Here is a 26,447-nt window from a genome sequence, read left to right on the forward strand (position 1 = left end):
TTACTCCTCACCAGTGATTGCGGACCAATCAGTATCAGAGCCCCAGGAATTTGCTTTACCTGTTACACGACATTTGGGTTTGCCTTCGCCGCTTGTAATCTTGCCGATTTCGTAAACCGTTTCGCCGTGCTTTTCGAGAAGCGCTTTTGTTGCTGCAACATTTTCGGCGGCAACTACAACAACCATACCAATACCGCAGTTAAATGTGCGGGCCATCTCTCTGGTTTCGATATTACCTTCCTGTTGTAGCCAACCGAAAATACCAGGCAATTCCCAAACGCTACTATCTACTTCAGCGATGGTATCTTTTGGCATTACGCGTGGAATGTTCTCCAAGAAGCCACCGCCAGTAATATGGGAAAGGGCTTTTACATAGCCAGCCTTTGTTGCGGCAAGGGTGCTTTTTACATAAATCTTTGTTGGGGCAAGGAGTGCTTCGCCAAGCGAACAATCATCAAACGGGGCTTTATCTGAATAATTATAGCCTTTGTCGCCTACGATACGGCGGATAAGGCTGTAGCCGTTTGAATGCGTGCCATTCGACGCTAAACCGAGCAAAACGTCGCCTTCTGTAACAGTAGAACCGTCAAGAAGGGTACCACGCTCTGCCGCTCCAACGCTGAAGCCGGCGAGATCATAATCCGCCCCTTGGTACATGCCTGGCATTTCCGCGGTTTCACCACCAATAAGGGCACAACCAGATTGACGACACCCTTCAGCGATACCCGCTACAACATCTGTCATTTGTGCAACGTCTAGATTACCTGTTGCCATATAATCAAGAAACAAGAGTGGTTCAGCGCCTTGAACAACGAGATCATTTACGCACATTGCTACAAGATCGATCCCAACTGTATCATGTTTCCCGGCATCGATTGCTACTTTTAGCTTGGTACCCACACCGTCGTTGGCCGCAACCAATATAGGGTCGGTGAAACCTGCAGCTTTCAAGTCAAAAAGGCCCCCAAAGCCTCCTAGATCGGCATCGGCGCCAGATCTGCGTGTGCTGGCAGCAAGTGGTTTGATGTTTTCTACAAGTGCTTCACCAGCATCAATATCAACGCCAGCGTCTCGGTATGTGTAAGATTGATTGTCGTTCGACACGGAACACCCCTGTTCGTTGCCCTAAAGTCGGCCCATTAGCATGCCAGAACATATGCGAAGTGGTGGTGTACATTTGTTCTCGCAAATACGTTTGAGGGCGTTATAGTGAGGCAAATTTATTAATGAAAGTGCGAATACGCAAGCTGTTGAGAAATATGAAGGTTTTATTCCGTATAAGTGCAGTAATGACACTATGTTTTGTGAGTGTTTTGAGTTTTGGTCATTCTTCATTGGCTCAAACAACAGAATCGCTTGATCGCCTTTTTACTATTAAAGCCATTAAAGTGGATGAAACTGCACGCCGAGCCAGCGAAGCTCAAAGAACAGCACTTGCTAAAGCGGAACTTGAAGCGTTTGATAAATTGCTGTTGAAGGTTACACAGCCCGAAGGCCGGGCCATTTTACCTGAAATCAGTATTGCTGAGAAGCAATCCCTAATAAGTGGCTTGGAGATCGTGGAAGAAAGCTCATCCTCCCGAAGATATACTGCAACGCTGAACGTACGATTTGAACCTGCTCTCGTTAGTCAGTTCCTTGCGCGTTATCACGTACCTCATGTTTTGAGCGTGGGCCGCGGTTTAGTAGTTTTCTACGCCTATGAAGAAGGTGTGAATGAATACCTTTGGCAAAGAAACACATCAAGTGATGCTGCTATTGATCAAGTAGACTGGATCAATAGAATTCGGAACTACACCTTTCCTGTAGGCGGGCTGAGAGAGCGAGCCTTGGTTTCTTATGAGGAAGTTAAAGAGCTGGATTTAAGCAAGCGTGACCGTTTACTCGCTTTCTATAATTTACCTTCTGTTTTGTTTGTTCACTCGACTTGGAATGCTCAGTCTTCATCGTTGTCTTATAAGTTTAAGTTATCGGATGATAATCTTGTCGGTGATGGAAATATTAAGGCTGCGACATCAATTGAAGCTCAAGAAACAATGTTTGAAGAGGTACTGGAGCAGATTGATAGTGTTTGGCGCTCCCAACTGCTTGTTGATACCGGGCAAGGCGGTTCAATGGAAGTTCTTCTCGAAACTACATCCCTTGAAAGTTTGGTTGAGGTAGAAAAAAAGCTGGCCGATGTTACACTTGTTCAAAATGTAAAGATTGATGAAGTTGGATTACCTTTTAGTCGGATTTCTTTTCTTTATACTGGCAGAGAAGATCAATTAGTGGTCGCACTAAGGTTTGCAGGATTGAACCTGGAAGAATACGGCGAAGAGCGATTGCTTAAAGCTAGAAACTGAATCTTATAGGGGGATTTATGAATAGGTGGGTTTTAATAGCTTCAGCCGCAGTAGTTGGGTTATTTGCGTATCTAACATGGGGGGTACTGTTGCCGTTTATGGCGGGCTTGGCCATCGCCTATTTTCTTGATCCAGTAGCAGATGTTCTTGAAGAACGAAATGTTCCAAGAGGAGCCGCTGCCGCACTTGTTATCTTCTTATTCTTTTTGATTATTGTCGCAGTTATTTTGGCTATGTGGCCGATTTTGCAATCTCAAATCGGGGCTGTCGCGGAAACATTGCCTAAAACCTTGGCTAATCTACGCCCTTGGATTAACGAAACTCTGCAGTCTCTCCATGATGATTTAGGTTTGCCTATCGGAACTGATGTTGAGAGCGTTTTAGGAACATATTCGGATGAATTGTTGGCTCAGGTAAAAGCCGGTGCAACAGGGGTTCTTAAGGGCAGTTTGGCGATCTTCAATATTTTCAGCTTAGCGCTGATTTCGCCCGTAGTTGCTTTTTATCTTCTACGAGATTGGGACTTGATCGTTGCGAAGCTAAATAGCTGGCTACCTCCAGCAGCGGCTGATGATATTAGAGAGCAGTGTGTAAAAATTGATGAGGTACTTGCTGGGTTTGTACGAGGCCAATTGCTGGTTAGTACTACAATGGGCGTGATGTACGGCATTGGCTGGTATTTAACAGGGCTTGAGTTCGCGTTGGTACTTGGTGTGTTGGCTGGGGTTATGTCTTTCATACCATTTGTTGGCGCTTTGTTCGCCGCGATCGTTGCTGTAGCCATGGCAATAGGCCAGTGGGGCTTTGATCCTGCACAGGTTGGCCTTGTCGCTGCGGTATTTGTGGTGGTACAAGCTGTTGAAAGCTCTTTCTTAACACCTCGGTTGGTGGGTGAAAGGGTTGGGTTACACCCGGTTTGGGTACTGTTTGCAGTATTCGCTGGCGGGGAGGTCGCTGGCTTCCTTGGAGTACTTATTGCAGTTCCAGCAGCGGCGGCAATTGCAGTTCTGGTACGTTACTGGATTGACAGGTACCTTGATCATTATGATATCACCGAGGTGACAGCGGATAACGCTGAAGATAGTTTAGAGTCTACAGAAAAGGCTGAAGATAGTGACAGCAGCACGCCAGATACCGTTTGATCTAGAGATAGCGCCTAGTTATGCAATGCGAGATTTCATCGTTTCTGATTCAAACGCAGAGGCTTTCTCGCTTCTAGACAATATTGATGAATGGCCAAGCCATGTGGCGGCTGTTGTTGGCGCTAAAGCTTCCGGTAAATCCCACCTATCTCAAGCGTGGGCGCACGAAGTCGGAGCTGTGTTTTTTGGCGAAGATATTGTTATCAGCGAATTACCTGCAGGGTCGGTTATCGTTTTTGAAGATGCTGATAAAGCTGGATTAGATGATGATACATTTTTCCATCTTTTTAACTGGATTAAAGAGATCGGCGCAAAGCTACTTATTACATCCGAGCTCGAGCCTAATCGTTGGAACGTAGAGCTGCCGGATTTAAAATCTAGGCTGGCGACAATACCTGTAGCCAATATTAAAGAACCAGATGATGAACTTTTAATGGTTCTTTTAATTAAACTGTTTTCAGACAGACAGTTACAGGTTGATATGAATGTGATACGTTATATTTTGCCTCGTATCGAACGCTCTTTTCAAGCGGTGATGGCTTTTGTGGAAGAGTTAGATTCTATGGCACTCGCTGATAAGCGAAAGATCACCAAGACACTGGCTAAGCAGTGTCTGGACAAACGCGGCGGCGTAGAAATGTAATAAATCCTGTTTAGATCATTTCACTTGATCTAAAGCGAAGGAGTAAAAAATGGCGGATGGTGACATCAAGCATACTGAAAATTCAGCGAAAGCTGTACCATCAGCTATGAGCCGTGAGGAAATTAGCGCTTATGTTAAATCTCTGCCTAAGCATGAAAGATACCTGAACCGCGAACTAAGCTGGCTCATGTTCAATATTCGTGTGCTTGAGGAAGCTGAAAACCCTAGGCACCCACTTCTTGAACGGCTTAGATTTCTTTCTATTTCAGGTAATAACCTTGATGAATTCTATATGGTGCGCGTGGCGGGCCTTCGTGGGCAGGCCGATGCTGGTGTTGATGTAACATCAGATGATGGCCTAACACCGCAGCAGCAACTTCAGCAGATCAATGAGCTTGCCGACAAGCTTATGGCGAAGCAACAGGAAGTTTGGGCAAGTCTGCGGGTTGAAATGCGAGCGCATGAGATTTCGTTGCTCTCAAAAGAAGAAATTACAGACGAAGACAGGAACTGGGTGGAAACCTATTTCCTCGAAAATGTATTTCCTGTTCTTACCCCAATTGCTGTTGATCCTGCGCATCCGTTCCCGTTTATTCCAAACCTTGGCTTCACCATGGCCCTATCACTTGTTCGCGAGAGCGATAATAAGGAAATGGTGGCGTTGTTACCTGTACCGCAGCATGTGAAGCGGTTTGTAAGGTTACCTGGCGGAGAAGGAATTCGGTTCGCTTCCCTTGAATTGATTTTAGAACTCTTTCTGGGGCAATTGTTCCCTGGATACAGGGTTCTTGGAAACGGCGTATTCCGTGTTCTTCGGGATAGCGATCTGGATATAGAGGAAGAAGCTGAGGATCTCGTTCGGTTGTTTGAAACAGCGCTTAAACGCAGGCGACGCGGTCGTGTTATCAGGCTGAAGATTGATGCTGCAATGCCAGAAGAACTCCGGTCGTTGGTAATCTCTCGGTTAGATGCAACGGAAGGTGCAGTTGTTGTCGTTGACGGTATTTTAGGCATTAATGAAACTTCTCAGCTGATTGTTGATGATAAGCCAGAGCTCAAGTTTAAACCTTATATTCCGCGTTATCCGGAACGTGTGCGGGACTTTGGTGGTGATATTTTCAAAGCTATCAAAGCGAAGGACTTTGTTGTTCATCACCCATATGAATCTTTTGATGTTGTTCACGCATTCCTTAGACAAGCGGCAAGGGACCCTGATGTCGTAGCTATCAAGCAAACTCTTTACCGGGCCGGTTCTCAGTCACTTATCATTGCAGCTCTTATAGAAGCCGCAGAAGCAGGAAAGCAGGTTACAGCGGTTGTTGAGCTTAAGGCTAGGTTTGATGAAGAACAGAACATCAAGTGGGCCCGAGATTTAGAGCGTGCAGGTGTGCACGTAGTTTTCGGTTTCATCGATCTTAAGACGCACGCCAAAATATCAATGGTTGTGCGTCGTGAAGGTAGCAAACTAAGGAGCTATATGCACTTTGGTACCGGTAATTATCATCCAATTACAGCTAAGATCTACACTGATTTATCCTATTTCACGGCTGATCCGGTGCTTGCACAGGATACCACCAAGATGTTTAATTTCCTGACTGGTTACGTAGAGCCTACAGACCTTCAAAAGCTGGTGTTATCGCCCTTCAATATCAGAAAACACCTTATTGAGCTCATTGATAACGAGATTGAAATCGCGCGGTCTGGGGGTAAAGGGGCAATTTGGATCAAATTAAATTCACTATTGGACCCAAAGATTATCGATAAACTCTATGAAGCGTCTATGAATGGTGTGGAGATAGATTGTATCGTAAGAGGAATTTGCACGTTAAGGCCTGGAATTAAGGGGTTGAGCGAGAATATCCGTGTACGCTCAATTGTGGGCCGTTTTCTTGAGCATGCCCGTATCTGCTGTTTTGGGAACGGTCATGGACTTCCTTCCAGACAAGCTAAGGTCTTTATCTCCAGTGCGGATTGGATGCCTAGAAACTTTAATCGGCGTGTTGAAACACTTGTCCCGATCGAAAACCCAACTGTCCATGATCAGATTATGGGGCAGGTTATGGCTGCTAATCTTAAGGATAACGCGCAATCCTGGACTATGTTACCAGATGGTGATTTCGAACGTAATAAAGTGGAAGAGGGCGAGGAACAGTTTATTGCCCACCACTATTTCATGACGAACGCTTCGCTTTCTGGGCGTGGTAAAGCTCTGGATGAAGGTACTGAAATTCAACCGCTCATTCAGTATGACTATGAAGAGTAACGAGACTGTATGTTCGCATTTGAAGCCGATATTAAAGATTATGTAGCTGTTATTGATATTGGGTCGAACTCTGTTCGGCTGGTAGTTTTCTCTGGCGAAAAACGGGTGCCTGACACCATCTTTAATGAAAAAGTTATGGTTGGATTGGGCGGAGAGGTCGGCTCCACCGGACGTATGGGAAAGAATGCAGTTCTCCATGCTCTTTCAACGCTAAGGCGTTTTAAGGCTCTGTGCGAACAAATGAGTATTCGAACTATCCGTACTGTTGCTACCGCAGCGGTGAGGGACGCTGAAAACGGTGAAGAATTTGTTGTACAGGTTAAGGAAGAATGCGGCCTTCAGATTGAAATTATTGATGGTAATGAAGAAGCTAGATTAGCGGCTCTAGGTGTTTTGTCGGGCGATCCTGATGCCTATGGTATTACAGGTGATCTTGGTGGTGGCTCGCTTGAACTGGCGCAAGTTAAAAACGGTAAAGTCGGAGAAACTATTAGCCTGCCAATAGGACCTCTGCGCTTAATCAGTATGTTTGGATATAAACGTAATAAAATCCGCAAATACTTGCGAGAAACATTCGCGAACATCGGGTGGCTGGATGAGCGTAGCAGGCAAAACCTTTATATTGTTGGTGGTGCCTGGCGGAACATTGCCCGCATGATGATGATGGAAAAGGCAGAGCCTCTTCCTATCCTTCATGGCTATTACTCCAAACGGAAAGAATGCAAGGCTTACTGTAAGCGCATAAGTAAGCTGAACCCACGAGATATCCCGTTTGGCAGCGTGATTCCCACACGTCGACGAGAGATACTGCCTATTGCAGCGATCATTTTGGTAGAATTGGTGGAAGCGATGCAGGCCAAGAATGTGGTTTCTACATCATATGGTCTTCGTGAAGGATTGATTTTTGATCATTTGAATGCAGAAAGACGGCAAGATGATCCATTCCTGTTCGTTTGCAATGCTATTGCGATGGAGAGAAACCGATTTGCCGAGCACTCAGACGTAATTTATGAATGGACACGGCCACTATTCAGTGGAAAAGCACAAAAGAAAATTGCCCGCGAACGCTTACACAAAGCAATTTGTCTTTTAAGTGATATTGCTTGGCGAGGCCATCCTGATTTTAGAGCGGAGAAAGCTGTAGAAGCGGTATTGCACGGTAACTTTGTAGGGGTTGGGCATAAAGAACGCACATATATTGCTGTTGCCCTCAACCAAGCCTACGGTGCGTCTGTTGATGAGATACATATATCCAGAATGCTTCCGTTGTTAACGATTTCAGAAATACAGGAAGCGCGATTAATGGGATCAGCGCTAAGGCTGGCTCAGCGTTTGTCAGGTGGTGCGGTGAAGGCGCTTGAAGTAAGCTCTCTTAAGGTGTCTAAAAGTAAGTTAAAGCTTGATGTGCCTGCCTCATATAGAGATATCGCAAATGATATTGTGGAACGTAGACTAAGGCAGCTCGCGCAATTTATCGGCAGAAAACCTGAAATTGAATATGTATAGACAGAACCTGAGGAAGATTATTCTTCCTCAAGTTCCACAACTTCTATTTCACCTTTGCGTGCAGTAAGAGCAAGGTCACCGTTCATAAGCTTAAGAGCGTCATCACCAAATATCTCTTTCCGCCAGCCAGTAAGCGCCCGGATATCTGTTTTCTGAGGCATAGCAGCCCATTCTTCGATTTCCTGCGAGCTCGCGATCATACGGCTTGCTACTTTCGCTTCTTGGCATTTGATCTTAAGAAGAACCTTTAAAAGATCAGCCATTGGCGGTGTTGCTGGACGAGGTTTAGCCCTTGCAATGTGTGGCAGGTCTTCCTCTGGAATGTTGAGACCTTCTTCAAGGGCTTCAAAAAGCGCCTTACCAGCCTTGGAGCGACTAAACCCTTTTGGAACGCCGCGAATTTTATCAAGACCTTCGATCTCCTTGGGAGGATGGGCAGCAATTTCAAAAAGCGTTTCATCTTTAGCAACACGGTTACGTGGCATATCGCGCTCTTGCGCTTGTGATTCACGCCATGTTGCCAATTGTTGCAGAATGCCTAGGAAACGAGGTTTGTTAGTGCGAACTTTTAGGCGCTTCCAAGCGTCTTTGGGGTTAATCAGATAAAGGCTAGGCTCACGCAGTGGAGCGGTCTCTTCTTCAACCCAGCTTTCGCGGTTCGTCTGTTCAAGCTCTTCCTGAAGCTTACGGTAAATCGTACGTAGGTGCGTAACATCACCAAGAGCATAAGAAAGTTGCTTGTTCGTAAGCGGGCGCTTTGACCAATCCGTGTAACGTGCTGATTTATCTAGTTGAGCCTTTGTGATTTTAGTTACGAGCGTTTCATAACCAACCGAATCGCCGAAGCCGCATACCATTGCTGCAATCTGGGTATCGAAAATCGGGGCAGGGAGCTTACCCATAGCCAGATAAAAGATTTCCATATCCTGACGGCAGGCGTGCATCACTTTCAGCACTTTTTCATCTGCGAATAAATCCCAAAGCGGTGTTAGATCAATGTCTTCCGCCAAGGGATCGATGCAGTGTGCTTCATTATCATCCGCAACCTGAATTAGGCAAAGCTTTGGAAAATAAGTGTTGTCGCGCAGAAACTCGGTATCAACAGTTACAAAGTCGGCTTTACTCAAACGTTCACAAAGAGATTTTAGTTCTTCTGTATTTATTATGGGCTTCATGCCAGTTTCCGTTATTGTTTGAAGCATCTAATACACAGGAAATAGGCAATCGTCACGCTTTCTGTTCATATATTGTATACCGGGCTTGACAATTTCGTCTAATCATGCGCTTTTCCGGCCCAAATATAGATGATATTTGTGCTCTATTGCACATAGTTAAATTGGAAACGTAGGACATCATGCACGCATTTCGTTCGCACACTTGTAACGATCTTCGCCAAGCAAACGTTGGCGATACAGTACGCCTCTCTGGCTGGGTACACCGTAAACGTGACCACGGCGGTCTTCTTTTTATCGACCTTCGCGATAATTATGGCCTAACTCAGCTGGTGTTTGATGTAGACAGCGCATGCTTTAAAGATGCAGAAGCTGTTCGCGCTGAAAGCGTTATCCGTATTGATGGTCGTGTGAAAGCCCGTACTCCTGAAACAGTAAATGCTGAACTCCCAACTGGTGAAGTTGAGATTTACGTTGATGAGATGGAAGTTCTTTCTGCTGCTGGCGATCTGCCAATGCCTGTGTTTGGCGATGTAGAATATCCGGAAGATGTACGCCTTAAGTACCGCTTCCTTGATCTGCGCCGTGACCGTTTGCACAACAATATCATTTTGCGTGCTCAGGTTATCTCTGAACTACGCCGTTTGATGACAGAGCAGGGCTTTAACGAGTTCCAGACGCCGATCCTTACGGCTTCAAGCCCTGAAGGCGCGCGTGATTTCCTTGTGCCGGCTCGCCAGCATCCTGGAAAATTCTATGCACTTCCGCAGGCGCCGCAGCAGTTCAAACAGCTTCTGATGGTTTCTGGTTTTGACCGCTATTTCCAGATTGCTCCTTGTTTCCGTGATGAGGATGCACGTGCTGACCGTAGCCCGGGCGAATTCTATCAACTTGATATTGAAATGAGTTTCGTTACTCAGGATGATGTATTCAACGCGATTGAGCCTGTACTTGAAGAAGTGTTCAAGAAGTTCTCTGATAAGAAAACGACACCGGCACCGTTCCCACGGATTCCGTTTAAAGAATCTATGTTGAAGTACGGTAACGATAAGCCAGACCTTCGTAACCCGATTGAAATTCAGGATGTGACTGAAATCTTCCGTGGTTCAGGATTTGGTATTTTCGCACGTATGATTGAAGAAGGTGCGATTGTTCGCGCTATCCCAGCACCGGGAGCAGGTCTTAAATCTCGTAAGTTCTTTGACAGCACCAATGACTGGTCGAAGAAAGAAGGTTATGCAGGCCTTGGTTACATCAACATCAAAGAAGGTGTACCTGGTGGTCCAATCGCTAAAAACCTTGGTGAAGAGAAAACGAAAGAACTTATTGATGCACTTGGCCTAGGCCCGAACGACGGTGTGTTCTTTGCGTGCGATAAAGAAGCTGGCGCTGCCAAGCTCGCTGGTGTCGCTCGTACGAAGGTTGGTGAAGATCTAGACCTTATCCCTGATGATGAGTTCAAATTCTGCTGGATCGTTGATTACCCAATGTTCGAGTATGACGAAGATAACAAGAAGATTGACTTCTCTCACAACCCATTCTCTATGCCTCAAGGTGGTATGGAAGCACTTGAGACACAAGATCCACTTGAGATCCTTGCGTACCAGTATGATATTGTTGTGAACGGTGTAGAGCTATCTTCCGGCGCTATTCGTAACCACCGCCCGGACATCATGGTTAAAGCCTTCGGCATGGCTGGTTACAGTGAAGAAGTTGTTGAACAAGAATTTGGTGGCATGCTCAATGCGTTCAAATATGGTGCCCCTCCGCACGGCGGTTTGGCACCAGGTGTTGACCGTATGGTTATGCTGCTGGCTGATGAGCCAAACATCCGCGAAGTTATCGTCTTCCCAATGAACCAAAAAGCGGAAGATTTGATGATGAACGCACCAAGCACTGTGGAGCCAAAGCAGCTCCGCGAGCTTTACATTCGGACGGTTGAGCCTCCGAAAAAAGAAACGAGCGAATAAGTGTGAGCGGGGTCCAGAGCGGCCCCGTTTTGCCATTTAGTTCCCGACAACTCACCACTAGTGAAGTGAGACCTATATATGAATGATAAAATTCTTATTCTCGATTTCGGTTCTCAGGTAACTCAGCTTATTGCACGACGTGTGCGTGAAGCAGGTGTTTACTGTGAGATCGTTCCTTTCAACCAAGCTGATGATGTTCTTGATACATTTGGCGCTGCCGGCGTTATCCTATCTGGTGGTCCAGCTAGTGTAACGCACTCAGACACTCCCCGCGCTCCTGAACGTCTGTTTGAAATGGGTATTCCAGTAATGGGTATTTGCTACGGCCAGCAAACAATGGTGGCACAGCTCGGCGGTAATGTAACTACGTCTGACCACCAGGAATTTGGTCGTGCGTTTGTAGATATCGCTGAAGACTGTGCGCTTTTTGACGGCGTTTGGGCTAAGGGCGAGCGCGAACAGGTTTGGATGAGCCATGGTGATCATGTTGATGCTCTTCCAGAGGGTTTCAGTGCTGTTGCTACAAGTGAGGGCGCGCCATATGCAGCGATCGCAAATGAAGAGAAGCGTTTCTATGCTGTGCAGTTCCACCCAGAAGTGGTGCATACACCGCACGGTGCAGAATTGCTTAAAAATTTCGTAACGAAGATTTGCGGTTGTTCTGGTGAATGGACCATGGCTAGTTTCCGAGAAACCAAAATTCAGGAAATTCGCGAACAGGTTGGCGTCAAGCGTGTAATCTGCGGGCTTTCAGGTGGCGTGGACAGTAGCGTTGTAGCGGTTCTTATTCATGAAGCGATCGGTGATCAACTTACATGTGTGTACGTAGATCATGGTTTGATGCGGGCAGGCGAAAGTGAACAGGTGGTTAGCTTGTTCCGTGAGCACTATAACATTAATCTAGTGCATGTGGATGCTTCTGATCTGTTCCTTGGTGAACTTGCTGGTGTTACAGACCCTGAAGTGAAGCGTAAGACCATTGGAAAACTCTTCATTGATGTGTTTGAAGAAGAAGCTAAGAAGGTGGGCGGCGCTGATTTCCTTGCCCAGGGTACGCTTTATCCTGATGTGATCGAATCCGTTTCCTTCATTGGCGGCCCTTCCGTAACTATTAAATCACATCATAATGTGGGTGGTCTGCCTGAGCGTATGAACATGGGCCTTGTTGAGCCACTTCGCGAACTCTTTAAGGATGAAGTGCGAGATCTTGGCCGTGAACTTGGCCTTCACGATGATTTTGTGAGCCGTCACCCATTCCCTGGTCCTGGCCTTGCTATCCGTATTCCTGGCGAAATTACCCGTGAGAAAGCTGATATTCTCCGTAAAGCAGACGCGATTTATCTTGAAGAAATTCGCAATGCTGGCCTCTACGATAGTATTTGGCAGGCATTTGCAGTTTTACTGCCTGTTAAAACTGTGGGCGTTATGGGCGATGCACGTACATACGATCACGTTTGTGCCATTCGCGCGGTGAATTCTACAGACGGCATGACAGCTGACTACTATCCTTTCCCACATGATTTCCTTGGCCGTGTGGCTACCCGTATTATTAATGAAGTACGCGGCATCAACCGCGTGGTTTATGATATTACTTCGAAACCTCCGGGAACGATTGAGTGGGAATAAATCTCACATTGTGAACAGTTAATTGATAGGGCATTGGATTTTTAAATCTGATGCCCTATGTTTCTGCGCAAACCATATGTGTGGGAAAAGGGTATGTACGGTATGTCTACGACGAGTAAAGCACCAACGATTGATGCGCGCCCGAAGCGCCAGGCTACAGCTAAAAACATTGCTGCAATGAAAGGTGGTACACCAATTGTTTGCCTAACGGCATACATCACCCCAATGGCAGCACGCCTTGATAAACACTGCGACCTGCTTTTGGTTGGGGATAGTGTTGGAATGGTACTTTACGGTATGGACAGCACACTTGGTGTCGATCTTGATACAATGATCCGCCATGGTCGCGCAGTATGCCGGGGGGCGAAACAGGCCCTTGTAGTAATTGATCTACCATTTGGAACCTATGAAGAATCAAAAGAGTTGGCTTTTAGAAACTCTGCTCGTGCGCTATCGGAAACTGGAGCTGGTGCAGTCAAACTTGAAGGCGGCGTGGAAATGGCTGAGACGGTAGAGTTTCTGGTTAAGCGCGGCATTCCTGTTCTTGGACACGTTGGTTTGATGCCGCAATCGGTGCATACGAATGGTGGCTACGGTGCCCGCGGCCGTGATGTAGATGAATGGCAGCCAATCATTGATGACGCGATTGCTATCGCCAACGCTGGTGCTTTTGCCGTTGTTTTGGAAGGGGTGGCTGAGCCGTTAGCTCGCAAAATTACAGAAACTGTATCGTGCCCGGTTATTGGTATTGGCGCATCTAGCGAATGTGATGGCCAGATTCTCGTGACGGAAGATATGCTTGGATTGTTTGCCATTAACCCTAAGTTTGTGAAGCGCTATATGGAGCTCGGTCAAAGCATTGAAGGTGCTATTGAGGCCTATGCCGATGAGGTTAGAAGCCGTGATTTTCCTAGTGATGACCATACCTACAAGATGCGGGGCTCCAATAGTTAAGGCGTTGCCGAACTTTTACCATAATTAGTTGGTGTCTTCGGGTTTGCTTCTGGCGAAAGCTTTCGCTATGGTAGCCCAAATTTTTGGCCATTAGAGCCTATTTGATGAATTTAGAGCATGAAGCCTGTTCTTCATGACAACTGTTTTAGGAGTTTCGTGTGTCGGACATTAATCCTGATCTTGCAGCACAAGAGGTTGATGAGGACCTGCGCCGTGACCAATTGAATGCGCTTTGGAAAGCCTATGGCAAATATTTAGTGGGCGCAGCTGTCGGAGTTGTGCTCGTAGTTGCTGGCACTGAAGTATACAAAGCTCAGAAGCAGTCCGCGCAGGAAGAAAATTCTTCCAAGTTTGGCGCAGTTATAGAACAGGTAGAAGCGAACAAAGCTAATGCTGTTGCTTTATGGGAAGGTGCTGAAAGTGGTCTTTCTGATGGTTATTCGGCTCTAGCAGAGTTTCGTTTGGCGACAGCCGCTATCGAGGCGGGTGATTTTGACAAAGCAATCGCTACACTGGACGCTGCTGCTACTAGTTCCGCTATTGATACTGCACTTCAACAATTAGCACAGCTTCGAGCGGCGCTTATTGTTGCTGAACACAAGGGTGATCTTGACAACGCTCGAGGACGTTTATCTGTGCTCGCAGTGAAGGACAAGCCTTGGTATTATACTGCAACTGAACAGCTTGCTTATATTGATTTACAGCAAAATAAAACAGAGGAAGCACTATCTCGTTTTAATATGCTTGTGGATGACACTGCCACGCCGCAATCTATTAGCGCACGTGCACGTCAGTTCAGAGATATGCTATCTGCACAAGCTGAAGAAGGAGTTAGCAATGACAACAGCTAAACTCCTTTCGAAAACGTTGAAAGTTGGTCTGTTAGGAGCTACCGCTCTTACTATAGCTGCATGTAGCAGCAGCAAAAAACAGCAGAAATACGATGACGAAGGTCGGGAACGTATTTCAATTTTGACTGGTTCACAGGGTATTGCGGTTGATTCAACCATTTCAACACTACCTATCGTGCTTCCGAGACCATATCGTAACCAGAATTGGGCTCAGGCAGGCGGCAATGCTCAGCATATTACTCAGCATCTAGAACTAGGTGATAATCTTTCAAAAGCATGGTCAACTAGTATTGGTCGCGGCAATGAGAAATATGAACGCTTAGTATCTGGCCCCGTTGCTGGTAATGGATTAGTTTTTGCAGTTGATATTAAAAGTCAGGTGACTGCTGTTTCATTGGCTTCTGGTTCAACTGCTTGGTCAGTGGATTTATCTACTGATGAAGAACGTAGTAAAGTTGGGTTTGGCGGCGGTGCAGCCCTTTTTGGCGATACTCTGTATGTTACGTCGGGATATGGTTTTCTGGTAGCACTTGATGCGTCTACGGGTCGTGAAAAATGGCGTTACAGTGGTGCTGTTCCTTTCAGGGGGGCTCCAACCGCCGCTGAAAATCGTGTATTTGCAGTTACACATGATAACCAGATGCTTGCTTTCGATACCGAGAATGGCGAGCTGCTTTGGGATCAGGTAGGTATTTCGGAAAATGCTGGTATGCTGGGTGCTGCGAGCCCTGCATATGATGGCACTACATTTGTAGCGGCGCTCTCTTCAGGTGAATTGATAGCGATGCTTGGTAGTAATGGCCGTATTCTATGGCAGGATGCTCTATCTAGCTCCCGTCGTCTTACACCACTTGCTACACTTTCCGATATTGATGGCCATCCCGTTATTGATCGCGGTCGCGTATATGCTGTTAGCCACGCTGGCCGTATGGTAGCTATTGATATGCGTACTGGAGAGCGTTCCTGGGAAGCTGATGTTGCAGGTGTGAATACACCAACAATTGCTGGCCGCTTCGGATTTGTAACGACGATCGACGGTCAAGTTGCTTGTGTTTCTCTTGATGATGGTCGTGTTCGTTGGGTAACCCAGCTTCAACGCTTTACTAATCAAGATAAGCGCCGTGGCTTGATCCGTTGGAATGGCCCTGTGTTAGCAGGTGATCGACTATTGGTTACGAGTACACACGGTTTTGCGCTTTCTGTTTCCCCTTATACTGGTGAAGTGTTAAGCGGTATTGAGATGGATACGGGCTCAAGCACAGAGCCAATTGTTGTTGACGGAACATTCATTGTTTTGACCGATGATGGCGAATTAATCGCATATAGATAATATAAAGCCGCCAGTATTTATGCTGGTGCTTACCCTAACAGGTGAATGAGATGAGTTTTACACTTGCCATTGTTGGTCGCCCCAACGTGGGCAAATCTACTTTGTTTAACCGTTTGGTTGGCAAGAAACTGGCGATTGTTGATGACACACCAGGTGTTACACGCGATCGCCGTGCCGGATACGGTAATATTGCAGATCTGAAATTTGATTTGATTGATACCGCGGGCCTTGAGGAAGGCGCGCCAGGTTCTTTATCAGACCGTATGCGACAACAGACTCGCCAGGCTGTAGATGAAGCAGATGTAGCTTTAATGCTCTATGATGCTCGCCACGGTGTAACACCAATGGATGAGCATTTTGCCGAATGGCTTCGTCGCACGCGTACACCAGTTATTTTGTGCGCTAACAAATGCGAAAGTAAAGCTGCAAATACCGGCATTTATGAAGCTTACGGGCTTGGCCTTGGTGATCCTATCCCGCTTTCTGCTGAACACGGCGAAGGCCTTGGAGAGCTCTATCAGGCAGTGGTTGACGCTCTTAGAGACCAGGGTATTGACCCATATGCTCATGAAGCTGAAGAAGCTGAGCAAGAGGAAAAGAAAGAATTCCAAGGCCCGGTTGAAGGCGATCTTGAGTACGAATTCGAAGACAAAGAAGCGGATGAAGAAGAAGGTCGTCCACTTCGTCTTGCGATTGTTGGGCGTCCAAACGCAGGTAAATCTACTCTTATTAACCATCTGGTTGGTGAAGATCGTTTGATTACGGGCCCTGAAGCCGGACTTACCCGTGATTCTATTTCCGTTGATTGGGAATGGGAGGGCTTACCAGTTAAGCTCTTTGATACAGCCGGTATGCGCAAGCGAGCCCGTGTGAACGATAAGGTGGAAAAACTCTCTGTTGCTGATGGCCTTCGTGCTGTTCAGTTTGCGGAGGTTGTTGTTCTGTTGATCGATGCCGAACTTGGTATAGAGCGTCAGGACCTGAAGATCGCAGAACTGGTGGTACGTGAAGGGCGTGGTCTTGTGATTGCTCTCAACAAATGGGATGTAATTGACGACCGCCTGAAGGTTATTCGTCAGATGAAAGATACCCTGACGAAAAGCCTGCCACAGCTAAAAGGCGTGAAGGTTGTGAATTTCTCAGCGCTTACAGGGAAGGGCACTCAGCACCTTATGCCTGCGGTCGCGGAAGCTTATGAGCTGTGGAATGCACGTATTCCAACGGCAGCCTTTAACCAGTGGCTTGTTGACACGCTTGATAAGCACCCAGCACCATCTGTTGCGGGTCGACGTATTAAAATTAGATATGGTGCCCAGGTAAAAACACGTCCACCAACCTTTATGCTCTTCTGTAACCGCCCTGATGATTTACCTGACAGCTATCTCAGGTACTTGGAGAATGAGCTTCGTAAGGATTTTGATCTGCCAGGTGTGCCATTCCGTATGGTGTTGAAAAAAGGTGCAAACCCATACGAAAGCAGACGTAAAAAACGCTAATAAATAACTAATTCGGTTATATTTTTTGACCTAAAACCCGAACGCGATATAGTCAGGGCTATGAAAAAGTTCCTCACATTTATCGTTTTCGGGTTTTTATCGTCTGGCGTAATTGCGGAAGATAAAAATATTACTTTCGCTACTGACTGGAAAGCTCAGGCTGAGCATGGTGGGTTTTATCAGGCTGTGGCAAAAGGCTTGTACAGAAAATATGGATTGAATGTTCGTATTCGGCCGGGCGGCCCGCAAACTGATAATCCTCGTTTAATGGCAGCAGGTGCGCTTGATATCGCCATTGCATCTAATAATTTTCAACCTTTAAACCTCGTGGCTGCAGGGGCAGATGTGAAAGTAGTGATGACTACTTTTCAGAAGGACCCACAAGTCTTGATGGTTCATCCAGAAGTACAGGCATCCGGCTTTAAAGATTTTAAAGGCATGCCTATCTTTTTAGCTGATAGCGCGATTGCTACCTTCTGGCCTTGGCTTAAGTACAAATTTGGATATGAAGACCGTCAGATTAGGAAATATACATACTCTCTTGCTCCTTGGTTGGTAAATAAAGGGACAGTTCAGGAGGGGTATGTTTCTTCTGAACCGTTCTCTGCAGTGCAGGCGGGCGTCAAACCGAGGGTGTTCCTTTTTGCGGATGAGGGGTATCTGGGATACGCTGGTATGGTAATGGTTCGTTCAGAGTATCTTAATAGCAATAAGGATGTAGTGAAGGCGTTTGTTCAAGCTTCCATTGAAGGGTGGCTAGATTACCTTTGGGGAGACCCTTCAGAAGCTAATAAACTTATTCTTGCCGATAATAAGGAAATGACCCCAGAGCTTATAGCCTTTTCAATCAATGCGATGCGAACCAATGAAATGCTTGGTAACAAGGAAAAATTGGGGCGTATGACGGATAAAAGATGGAAAGATTTTCATGTTGAAATGAGCGAAATGGGTTTATTGCCCGAAAGTCTTGATGTTACAAAAGCTTACACGCTTGAATTTTTACCCACGACAGAGTAACGCAATTATATGCTTAACTTGCTAAATGTTGGTTTTTCCTATGATAATACTGTCAACATTCTCTCTGACCTGTGTTTGTCGGTTGAAGAGGGGGAAGTCGTTGCCCTTTTAGGGCCCAGCGGATGTGGCAAGTCTACCTTATTACGTCTTATTTCGGGTTTATTAGAACCTTCTTCTGGTTCAATTAGTTATGACGGCAAACGTGATACAGCTTTTGTTTTTCAAGAACCTTCCTTAATGCCGTGGGCTACTGTTGAAGCAAATGTCAAATTACCGCTGAAGTTAAAGAATAATATTGATAATCAATTGATTGCTGATGCTCTCGAAGCTGTAGAGTTAGCTGGTTTTGAAAAAAGATTTCCTGAAGCATTATCAGGCGGGCAAAAAATGCGTGTGTCAATTGCAAGGGCACTTGTCGCTCAGCCAGATATTTTGCTGTTGGATGAACCATTTGCGGCGCTTGATGAAATTTTACGTTTTCAAATGAATAACTTAATACTTAATCTTCAAGTAAAAAATAAACTAACCGTACTCTTCGTCACTCACAGTATCTATGAAGCTGCCTATCTTGCAGACAGGGTATTCATTATGAAAGACGGCATGGTTTCAGGCGAAGTAGCGCCACAATTGGATCGGTCATTAAAGCCTGATGAACAACGTACGTCGATTGAATTTATGAATGCGGCAAAGCAGATTGCTGAATTTCTGGCCGGAGAGGTGGTGTGATGCGAGTGGCACTACCAATTAGCGCACTAATTGTTCTTTTAGCGTTCTGGGAATGGTATGTAGCTTACGCGGGAATACCTAAATTTGTGCTTCCTGCGCCGTCACTCATTTATGCTTCTCTGGTATCGAACTTGTCGGATTTATTGTGGGCAGGGTTATCTACCCTTGAGGTTACTTTAAAGGCACTTTTTGTAGCGGCTATCAGTGGTATATTATTTGCACTTCTATTTAGCATCAGCAGACGGTTTGAAATGACTGTATATCCATTTGCCGTCATTCTTCAGGTAACGCCAATAATAGCTATAGCGCCGCTTGTGATCATATGGGTTGGTATTGATAATGTTGATTTAGCACAGGTCATAATTGCATGGCTGGTAGCCTTTTTTCCAATTTTGGCCAATATGTCCGCAGGGCTAAAATCGGTTGATCAGAACTTGCAGGATATTTTTACTCTGTATGGTGCTAACCGGTGGCAGCGTTTTTGGCTCCTTTTGTGGCCATCTTCCATGCCGTATTTGCTTGCTAGTTTAAAGGTAAGTGGGGGGTTAGCTCTTATTGGCGGGGTTGTAGCTGAGTTTGTTGCAGGTTCTGGTGCTTCGGCTGGGCTTGCTTGGCGCATCATCGAGGCTGGCAATAGGCTCAATATTGAGAAAATGTTTGCCGGTCTCTTGATCCTTGCTTTAATGGGGATGGCTATATTTTACTTCTTTGCTTTTTTGGAAAACCTTTGGCTTAAGCGATCTAAAGCCTGATTTGTTCGTAAATATTCTTGCTGTATTAGTAAATAAACGGTAGCTAGCATCATTATGTTTCAAACACACGATAGAGATAGGCGGGCCGTTGGTTATTGGCTCCTGTTTATGGCATTCATCATCTTTGTGATGGTGGTTGTGGGTGGCGCTACGCGCCTGACGGAATCCGGGCTTTCCATGGTAAATTGGAACCCTGTAACGGGCGCGCTTCCACCGATGTCTGAAGCAGAATGGATGGACGAATTCAACGACTACAAAGCTAGCCCAGAATATAAGCTTAAAAACGCAGGAATGAGTCTGGAAGATTTCAAAGGTATTTTCTATTGGGAATGGGGTCACCGTCTTCTTGGGCGGTTGATTGGCGTTTTCTTTTTTGTGCCATTCGCTTGGTTTTGGGCTAAAGGAAGAATTCCTAGTGGTTATAAGCCGCGTCTGGTTGTTTTATTTGTTCTCGGGGGGCTTCAGGGCCTTCTTGGCTGGTATATGGTAAAATCTGGTTTGGTAGATGAACCAGCAGTAAGCCATTACCGCCTTACAGCTCACCTCTCGCTCGCGTTATTTTTGTTCGCAGCTATTCTTTGGACAGGGCTTTCACTTTTGAATCCAAGACCTTCACGTACGGAATCTGGTGTGAAGCGATTAACGCACATAGCTATGCTGGTACTGGTTCTTCAGCTCGTTATGGGCGCACTGGTCGCGGGCCTGAAAGCAGGGCATATATTTAATACTTGGCCGCTCATGGGGGAAACATTTGTTCCTGATGGATTGCTGGGGCTTGAACCAGCTTGGCGAAACTTCTTCGATAATGCTGTTACTGTACAATTTGATCACCGGATTGGAGCTTATGTCCTCACGGGCTTGATGTTTGTTATTTTGATAGCAGTGAGGAAATCTGTGTATCAGATAAAGGCTGCTGCATACCTCTTTGGTTTATCCGTGCTATTGCAAATGGCCCTTGGAATCATCATGTTATTAAATTATGTGCCTGTATCGTGGGGAACGGCCCACCAAGGCGGCGGCGTACTTGTGCTTGCGGCTTTGATAAATTTAATGCACATACAACGGCGGGGAGAGGCTAAATGACAAAAGAAGATTGCGTTACAATTTATGTAACTGCTGAAAGTGAAGATGTTGCTGTTCATATATCAACTGCACTTGTTCGGGAAAAATTGATTGCTTGCGCTAATGTGCAAACAGGTATCAGGTCAATTTATGAATGGGACGGTGTTATCCAACTGGATAATGAAGTAGCGGTCACAATGAAGACAGTAGCATCTCACGTTGATGCTGTAATTTCGAAGGTGAAAGAAATGCACAGCTACGGTGTTCCGTGCATTACAGTTTCACCTATTGTAGACGGCAATCCTGAATATCTAGAATGGGTTGCAAGACAGACGAAAGCTTAAGAGTTTTTATCAAGCCATAAATTATAGATAGCGGCACCTTCAGAACCGGTTTTCCCGATATGAAGAGTGCCGTTTTCTATAATAAGAGCATGACCATTGCCTTGTTGCTCCCAAAGTTTCCCTTTTAAAAATACTGTCATTCCCCACTTTATGCCATATTTCGCGGCTTTTGCGGGGAATGCATATTTTATCCACGCTTCACCTTCGGTTATTTGGCCAACATCACTGTGCCATGAAGCATATTCTTCATGTTCGCCTGCTGTGTATCCCTGCCACGGTGCATCCCATTGAATGCCTTCCAAATAAGCAGGCACCAGCAATAAATGAACACCTTGTGAAGCCATAAAAGCATTAGTGTCTTCAAACCAGCTATCAGCACAGATAAGAACACCGAAATCTATGCTGTCTCTCTTGAAGGTCGGAAGGAATTTAGAGGATGAAGCGGTTGTGAAACCAGTTTCGCTTGGTATTGGGTAAACCTTACGAATGGCATCCACTTGTGCTTTTCCGTCTGGGCCGAACACGAAACCAGTATTAAAAATAGGCCCATGCCCATATGTAAGTGCGTTAGGATAAACGCCTGGTGTCATAAGCGCGCTTGAGCCAGCTACAATAGTTACGCCGTATTTTTTGGAGAGATTGCTGAAGACAGTATTTATAGCTCTTGCAGTTTGTTTGGTTTGTGTCCGAAGGAAAGCCGCGGAAACATTATCTGTATTATCAAAAATATAGAGGTTCTTCAGAAATTGTAGAAGATTTTGAAAAATAAGTGGCCGCATTGCAGCGAATGTCGAGCTAGCATTATATACTCGTGTGCCAGAATTTGTGGCTGCGAGCCAAGTTCCGATGTGCTCTGGCAGCAGTATAATAGTGCCTTCGTTTATCCAGCCTTTACCTTGTGCTTCTTTTATGTAACCACCAATTTTGGCTTCGAAGCGGGCCGGGGTGGCATAATCAAGGGGCACCATAAAAGGTTCTATGCCGACAACGTTTCCCTTTTGAGTATTTGTGCCAAAACTCTCAGTATGTTGGAGATATAACTCCGACTGAGTGCCAAGGTCAGGTGTGAAACCCGGCCAAAATAGATAAAAGGCGACCGCAAATACGGCCGCCAGTACAGTAAGTGTTTTCTTAAATTTCATCTGTTGCCTTATTCATCAGCAAATTTAATCACCTGCTTACCGAAGTTTTTACCGCTCAACATATCAATGAAGGCTTGAGGTGCGTTTTCGATACCTTCAGCTACACTTTCACGGTACTTAAGCTTGCCTTCGGCGATCCATTTAGCTCCAACACCAATCCATTCCCTGCACAAATCAGGGTAATTGGAGACGATAAAGCCCTGCATTTTCACACTGCGGCCTACAAGCATAACCATATTGCGAGGGCCAGCAGGCATATCTTCCAGCGTTGCGTTATAATTGGCAATCATACCACAAAGCGCAACACGAGAATTGAAATTCAAGTTATTGATAACGGCTTCAAGAATAGGGCCACCAACATTTTCAAAATAAACATCAATGCCCTTTGGGTTAGAGGCTTTTACAGCTTTATAAACATCTTCGGTTTTATAGTTGAAAGCCTCATCAAAGCCGAGTTCTTTTAGGTAGGCTACTTTGTCGTCGCTGCCAGCGCTGCCAGCCACATGACAGCCCATGTTTTTACCAATTTGACCAACTACCTGCCCAACGGCACCTGATGCAGCTGAAACAAAGAGTTGATCGCCTTCTTTGAGTTCAGCCACGCCCTTAAGGCCTACATAAGCTGTCATACCAGGCATGCCTAAAACGCCAAGGTAATAGGAAAGAGGCGCTAGCCCAGGCTGGATTTCCTGAAAGCCTGTGCCGTCAGTTACCATATAGTTTGCCCATAGCCCCATGCCCGTTACGTAGGCGCCTTCTTTAAACGGTCCTCCGTTTGAAGCGATAACTTTTGCTACAATACCTGCCTGACAAGCTTCCCCGATTTGAAAAGGCGGTACATAGCTTTTCGCATCATTCATACGTCCACGCATATAAGGATCAACAGACATATAGATGGTTTGAAGAAGTACTTCACCTTCAGCAGGCTCAGGCATAGCAGCATTTGCCAGCTCAAAGTTATCTGTTGTCGGCCAGCCATTTGGGCGGCTTTTAAGTAAAATCTGTTGGTTGCTCATATCTATAAACCCATGTTTTGAATTGTTATGGCGTGAATTAGACTTAACCGATCAAAAAGCAAGGTGTCGTTACGGAGGTCTTTGAGGGAATTAACCAAACATAAAGCGGTAGTATCCATACTTAGCCGGTGATGAATTTAGGTTTTTAGTAGTTTTATATTTGTTGGCTGTGTTCCGAGTTGAAGCATTTCAGGGATGAGCACCAAATGCAGATTAGAGAACTGATAAAACTCGAGCGTGGCGGCTTTCTTTTTGTTGCGGGACTTGCATTAGCTTGTTTAGTCCTTATCGGATTAAATTTAAATATCGGTGGTAATACCAATTCGGTTGACGAAAAGTGGCAACGTTATACGGATCAACAATCTGATAAAATGGTTCTTGTGACCCAGCTTAGAAAAGAGCTGGGTTATGGGGGGATGATCCACGAGTTTAAGAATTATGTATTGCGTCATGATCCTGCCTACCTTGATATAGTTTGGGCTAAATTAGGCGGTGCTGAAGCTGCTTTGGCTGAATATAAAACCTTGCCTATCTCAGATACTGAGAAGGTTGCGCTCATTGACCTTCAAAACACAATAGCTGAATATCGCAAAGCAGTCCTTGAAGCTTCAGATCTCGTCGCAGAGGGGAAAGCTTCTGTGGAGGTAGATCGTGCGGTAAGGGTGGATGACGGACCGGGTCTGGTAGCGCTTTACGCATTATCGGAAGAGGCTGGTTTAACCAGTAAAAGTTCACAGCACTCTAAGGCAGACTTGGTTAACTCATTGAGAGCTGCCCTTGGGTATGGGGGGATGATCCATGAGTTTAAGAATTTCATATTAAGAGGCGATAAGAGGCGCATAGACAGGGCTGCAGCTAAGGCCGATGCTGCTAATCGTGCTATAAAAGGCTACCTTTCGTTGGCGGTTAATCAAAACGAGGTAACCGCACTAAATGATATTCAAGCAACCCTTTCAGCTTATCAGTTAGTGTTCGAAACCGCTGTAAAATTAAAAGTTGAAGGGCTATCCCCACAAGAAATCGATACCGAAGTTAGGGTGGATGATATTCCTGCGTTAGAAGGATTTGTCGACCTTAGCTATGAACACCAACTCCAAAGTGCAGAAAATGCTGCCGCGGTTGAAGGTGCGCTCAGTACCGCAAGAAGAATGATTTCTATTAGTCTTTGGGCCACAGTTTTGATTGTTACCATCTTAATGGCAGTTGCCATTTGGAATATATACGATCGCTACAATAGGGAGATGATGTTAAGGGCGAACGAGGGCCGTACCAGAGCAATCGTGGAAAACTCTATTGACGGCATTATCGTCATCGATTCACGAGGTATTATTCAAGAATTTAACAAAGGTGCGGAGAGTATCTTCCAGTATTCCGCTAAGGAGATCATTGGCCGTAATGTCTCGCTGCTAATGCCTATTCATCTTGCACGCGAACATGATGGTTTTCTGAAGCGGTACCTTAAAACCGGAGAAGCGAAGATTATCGGCTTCGGTCGTGAAGTGATAGGGATGCGGCAGGACAATTCCCAGTTCCATATGCATCTTTCATTAAATGAGCTGCGCCTTGGCAGTGAAGTATATTTTACCGGCATTGTCAGAGATATCACTGAAGCCAAACAAGCAGAAGAAGCTTTGATGAGAGCGAAAGAAGAAGCTGAACACGCAAACAAAGCGAAATCAGAGTTTCTTGCCAGCATGAGCCATGAAATCAGAACACCAATGACAGGTGTTATGGGGCTCGCTGACCTACTGCTTGATGACAAGCTTTCCAAAGGTAGTAAAGAGAAAGTCTACCGGATTAAAGATGCAACCCGTTCACTCCTCACTATTTTGAACGACATTTTGGATATTTCAAAACTTGAAGCCAACAAAATGGCAATTGAAAGTTTGGATTTCCATTTGCCGGGGATGCTTGAAGATGCGCTGGGTTTTTTTGAGGAAAAACGAAAAGGCGTTAGAAGACAAGACCTCAAGCTGGAACTGAAGATGTCTGATGATTTGCCAACAACAATTAATGCAGACCCAACCAGATTGCGACAGGTTCTAATGAACCTGATAGGAAATGCTGTTAAATTTACGAAGAAGGGCGGGGTTACACTAACGGCTTCTATTTTAAGGTCCGAGAAAGAGGAGTCTATTAAGATAGAAGTTCGAGATACCGGCATCGGCATGGCCAAGGAGACCATCGGTAAACTCTTTGCGGATTTCACTCAGGCAGATGCCTCAATTACCCGAAGGTTTGAAGGAACAGGGCTCGGGCTTTCAATCTGTAAGAGGCTTGTCGAACTTATGGGCGGTGAGATTGGTGTGGAGAGTGAGATAGGCATCGGTAGTCGGTTCTGGTTTACATTGCCGTATCATGCGGCTGAAACGGAAGTATTGGCGCCAACACTGAAAGCCAAATCGGAACTTACACAATACGAAGCGAACAGGAAGCTATCTGTGCTGATCGCGGAGGATAATATGCTCCTTCAGCATATCATTAGCGAAATGATTGGTGGTTTCGGCCATGAATTCCATATTGTAGAAAACGGTGCAGAGGCAATTCAGGCTGTAGAAAGTGAAGATTTCGATCTTGTTCTTATGGACGTTAGGATGCCTGAAGTATCAGGAACGGATGCATCCATAGCTATTCGCAAGATGGGCGGGCTTAAGCGGCGTATTCCAATTATTGCCATCACTGCTGATGCTATGGAGGAGCATAAAGCAGAATATCATGAGGCTGGGATGGATGCTTGTGTTACCAAACCAATTGATCGAGATGAGTTAGTAAAAACCATTGATAGTGTGCTAGGGGAAGCAATCCACCATGCAGTTGGGGATTGCAGCACAGAGCCAGTAAAGCAGGAACAATCATCAGCTAAAAACAATCCAACAGTTCCTAAAGATAAATCAAATGCTCTGGTTGGGTTGCTGGATGAGTTAAAATAATGGGGTATTTAAATACCGTTTTTATAACTATTTGTTTTTGTTGAGTTATTTTTGATCTTTACGAAATTAGAAGCTATTTTGTCCGTTGACAAAGCTCCTTTTCCCTATATAAGACGCCCACAGATGAATTGAGCCTCTTGCCTACATGGTAAGGGGCATA

General features: G+C 45.6%; 21 protein-coding genes. 17 read left to right on the plus strand and 4 right to left on the minus strand.

The features are described from left to right. Positions 1 to 1,104 carry a phosphoribosylformylglycinamidine cyclo-ligase gene (purM, locus tag KFE96_RS10820; RefSeq protein ID WP_255832611.1) on the minus strand — a complete coding sequence of 368 codons (1,104 nt, stop codon included), beginning with the start codon at positions 1,102 to 1,104 and terminating at the stop codon, positions 1 to 3. Between the two features lie 155 nt (positions 1,105 to 1,259). On the opposite strand from purM, the gene KFE96_RS10825 reads away from it, so the two are divergent. Genes KFE96_RS10825 through KFE96_RS10845 form a run of 5 tightly spaced genes read left to right on the plus strand, consistent with a single transcriptional unit; the run spans position 1,260 to position 7,899 of the window. Then, positions 1,260 to 2,345: a DUF2066 domain-containing protein gene (locus KFE96_RS10825; RefSeq protein WP_255832612.1), complete on the plus strand. Its 1,086-nt coding sequence runs from the start codon at positions 1,260 to 1,262 to the stop codon at positions 2,343 to 2,345. A 17-nt stretch (positions 2,346 to 2,362) separates the two neighbouring features. Next, on the plus strand, positions 2,363 to 3,487 hold the full coding sequence (locus KFE96_RS10830) for an AI-2E family transporter (protein WP_247018984.1): 1,125 nt from the start codon (positions 2,363 to 2,365) through the stop codon (positions 3,485 to 3,487). Beyond that, complete coding sequence (locus tag KFE96_RS10835; RefSeq protein ID WP_255832613.1) at positions 3,459 to 4,130, plus strand: DnaA ATPase domain-containing protein; 672 nt, start codon at positions 3,459 to 3,461, stop codon at positions 4,128 to 4,130. Before KFE96_RS10830 ends, KFE96_RS10835 begins: the two co-directional genes overlap by 29 nt. Positions 4,131 to 4,179: 49 nt before the next feature. Next, a complete protein-coding gene (locus KFE96_RS10840) occupies positions 4,180 to 6,393 on the plus strand; it encodes an RNA degradosome polyphosphate kinase (protein ID WP_255832614.1) in 2,214 nt (737 codons plus the stop codon). A 9-nt stretch (positions 6,394 to 6,402) separates the two neighbouring features. Beyond that, positions 6,403 to 7,899, plus strand: a complete 1,497-nt coding sequence (locus tag KFE96_RS10845) for a Ppx/GppA family phosphatase (RefSeq protein ID WP_255832615.1) — start codon at positions 6,403 to 6,405, stop codon at positions 7,897 to 7,899. 17 nt (positions 7,900 to 7,916) lie between these two features. Here KFE96_RS10845 and rnd read toward each other — a convergent pair whose 3' ends face one another. Beyond that, positions 7,917 to 9,074, minus strand: a complete 1,158-nt coding sequence (gene rnd / locus KFE96_RS10850) for a ribonuclease D (protein ID WP_247018992.1) — start codon at positions 9,072 to 9,074, stop codon at positions 7,917 to 7,919. Positions 9,075 to 9,253: 179 nt separating this feature from the next. On the opposite strand from rnd, the gene aspS reads away from it, so the two are divergent. The 11 genes from aspS (at position 9,254) to cutA (ending at position 21,199) form a co-directional block, all read left to right on the plus strand. Continuing rightward, complete coding sequence (aspS, locus tag KFE96_RS10855) at positions 9,254 to 11,041, plus strand: aspartate--tRNA ligase (RefSeq protein WP_255832616.1); 1,788 nt, start codon at positions 9,254 to 9,256, stop codon at positions 11,039 to 11,041. A gap of 78 nt (positions 11,042 to 11,119) precedes the next feature. Further along, the gene (gene guaA, locus KFE96_RS10860; RefSeq protein WP_255832617.1) at positions 11,120 to 12,667 is read left to right on the plus strand and encodes a glutamine-hydrolyzing GMP synthase; all 1,548 of its coding nucleotides are present in this window, start codon (positions 11,120 to 11,122) and stop codon (positions 12,665 to 12,667) included. A 102-nt stretch (positions 12,668 to 12,769) separates the two neighbouring features. Next, positions 12,770 to 13,621 (plus strand): 3-methyl-2-oxobutanoate hydroxymethyltransferase, encoded by an 852-nt coding sequence (gene panB, locus KFE96_RS10865; RefSeq protein ID WP_370650582.1) that lies wholly within the window; start codon positions 12,770 to 12,772, stop codon positions 13,619 to 13,621. Positions 13,622 to 13,779: 158 nt separating this feature from the next. Continuing rightward, the gene (locus KFE96_RS10870; RefSeq protein WP_255832619.1) at positions 13,780 to 14,472 is read left to right on the plus strand and encodes a tetratricopeptide repeat protein; all 693 of its coding nucleotides are present in this window, start codon (positions 13,780 to 13,782) and stop codon (positions 14,470 to 14,472) included. Beyond that, on the plus strand, positions 14,459 to 15,802 hold the full coding sequence (locus KFE96_RS10875; RefSeq protein WP_255832620.1) for a PQQ-like beta-propeller repeat protein: 1,344 nt from the start codon (positions 14,459 to 14,461) through the stop codon (positions 15,800 to 15,802). The genes KFE96_RS10870 and KFE96_RS10875 overlap by 14 nt, the downstream gene beginning before the upstream one ends. A gap of 50 nt (positions 15,803 to 15,852) precedes the next feature. Beyond that, entirely contained in the window at positions 15,853 to 17,298 is a 1,446-nt protein-coding gene (gene der / locus KFE96_RS10880) for a ribosome biogenesis GTPase Der (RefSeq protein WP_255832621.1), read from the plus strand. A 60-nt stretch (positions 17,299 to 17,358) separates the two neighbouring features. Next, entirely contained in the window at positions 17,359 to 18,315 is a 957-nt protein-coding gene (locus tag KFE96_RS10885) for an ABC transporter substrate-binding protein (RefSeq protein ID WP_255832622.1), read from the plus strand. A gap of 9 nt (positions 18,316 to 18,324) precedes the next feature. Beyond that, on the plus strand, positions 18,325 to 19,041 hold the full coding sequence (locus tag KFE96_RS10890) for an ABC transporter ATP-binding protein (RefSeq protein ID WP_255832623.1): 717 nt from the start codon (positions 18,325 to 18,327) through the stop codon (positions 19,039 to 19,041). Continuing rightward, positions 19,041 to 19,793, plus strand: coding sequence for an ABC transporter permease (locus KFE96_RS10895; protein ID WP_255835596.1), 753 nt, complete (start codon positions 19,041 to 19,043; stop codon positions 19,791 to 19,793). The genes KFE96_RS10890 and KFE96_RS10895 overlap by 1 nt, the downstream gene beginning before the upstream one ends. A gap of 108 nt (positions 19,794 to 19,901) precedes the next feature. Beyond that, positions 19,902 to 20,876, plus strand: coding sequence for a COX15/CtaA family protein (locus KFE96_RS10900; protein ID WP_370650515.1), 975 nt, complete (start codon positions 19,902 to 19,904; stop codon positions 20,874 to 20,876). Then, positions 20,873 to 21,199: a divalent-cation tolerance protein CutA gene (cutA, locus tag KFE96_RS10905; protein WP_255832625.1), complete on the plus strand. Its 327-nt coding sequence runs from the start codon at positions 20,873 to 20,875 to the stop codon at positions 21,197 to 21,199. The genes KFE96_RS10900 and cutA overlap by 4 nt, the downstream gene beginning before the upstream one ends. Here the strand turns inward: cutA and KFE96_RS10910 are convergent. Further along, entirely contained in the window at positions 21,196 to 22,341 is a 1,146-nt protein-coding gene (locus tag KFE96_RS10910) for a nitrilase-related carbon-nitrogen hydrolase (protein ID WP_255832626.1), read from the minus strand. The two genes, cutA and KFE96_RS10910, sit on opposite strands and share 4 nt — an antisense overlap. An 8-nt stretch (positions 22,342 to 22,349) precedes the next feature. Continuing rightward, positions 22,350 to 23,357 carry an NADP-dependent oxidoreductase gene (locus KFE96_RS10915; RefSeq protein ID WP_255832627.1) on the minus strand — a complete coding sequence of 336 codons (1,008 nt, stop codon included), beginning with the start codon at positions 23,355 to 23,357 and terminating at the stop codon, positions 22,350 to 22,352. A 206-nt stretch (positions 23,358 to 23,563) separates the two neighbouring features. Here KFE96_RS10915 and KFE96_RS10920 point away from each other — a divergent pair, with 206 nt between their 5' ends. Beyond that, complete coding sequence (locus KFE96_RS10920) at positions 23,564 to 26,287, plus strand: PAS domain-containing hybrid sensor histidine kinase/response regulator (RefSeq protein ID WP_255832628.1); 2,724 nt, start codon at positions 23,564 to 23,566, stop codon at positions 26,285 to 26,287. Positions 26,288 to 26,447: the final 160 nt, after the last annotated feature.

It is taken from the genome of Kordiimonas sp. SCSIO 12603 (assembly GCF_024398035.1).
Taxonomy (GTDB): domain Bacteria; phylum Pseudomonadota; class Alphaproteobacteria; order Sphingomonadales; family Kordiimonadaceae; genus Kordiimonas.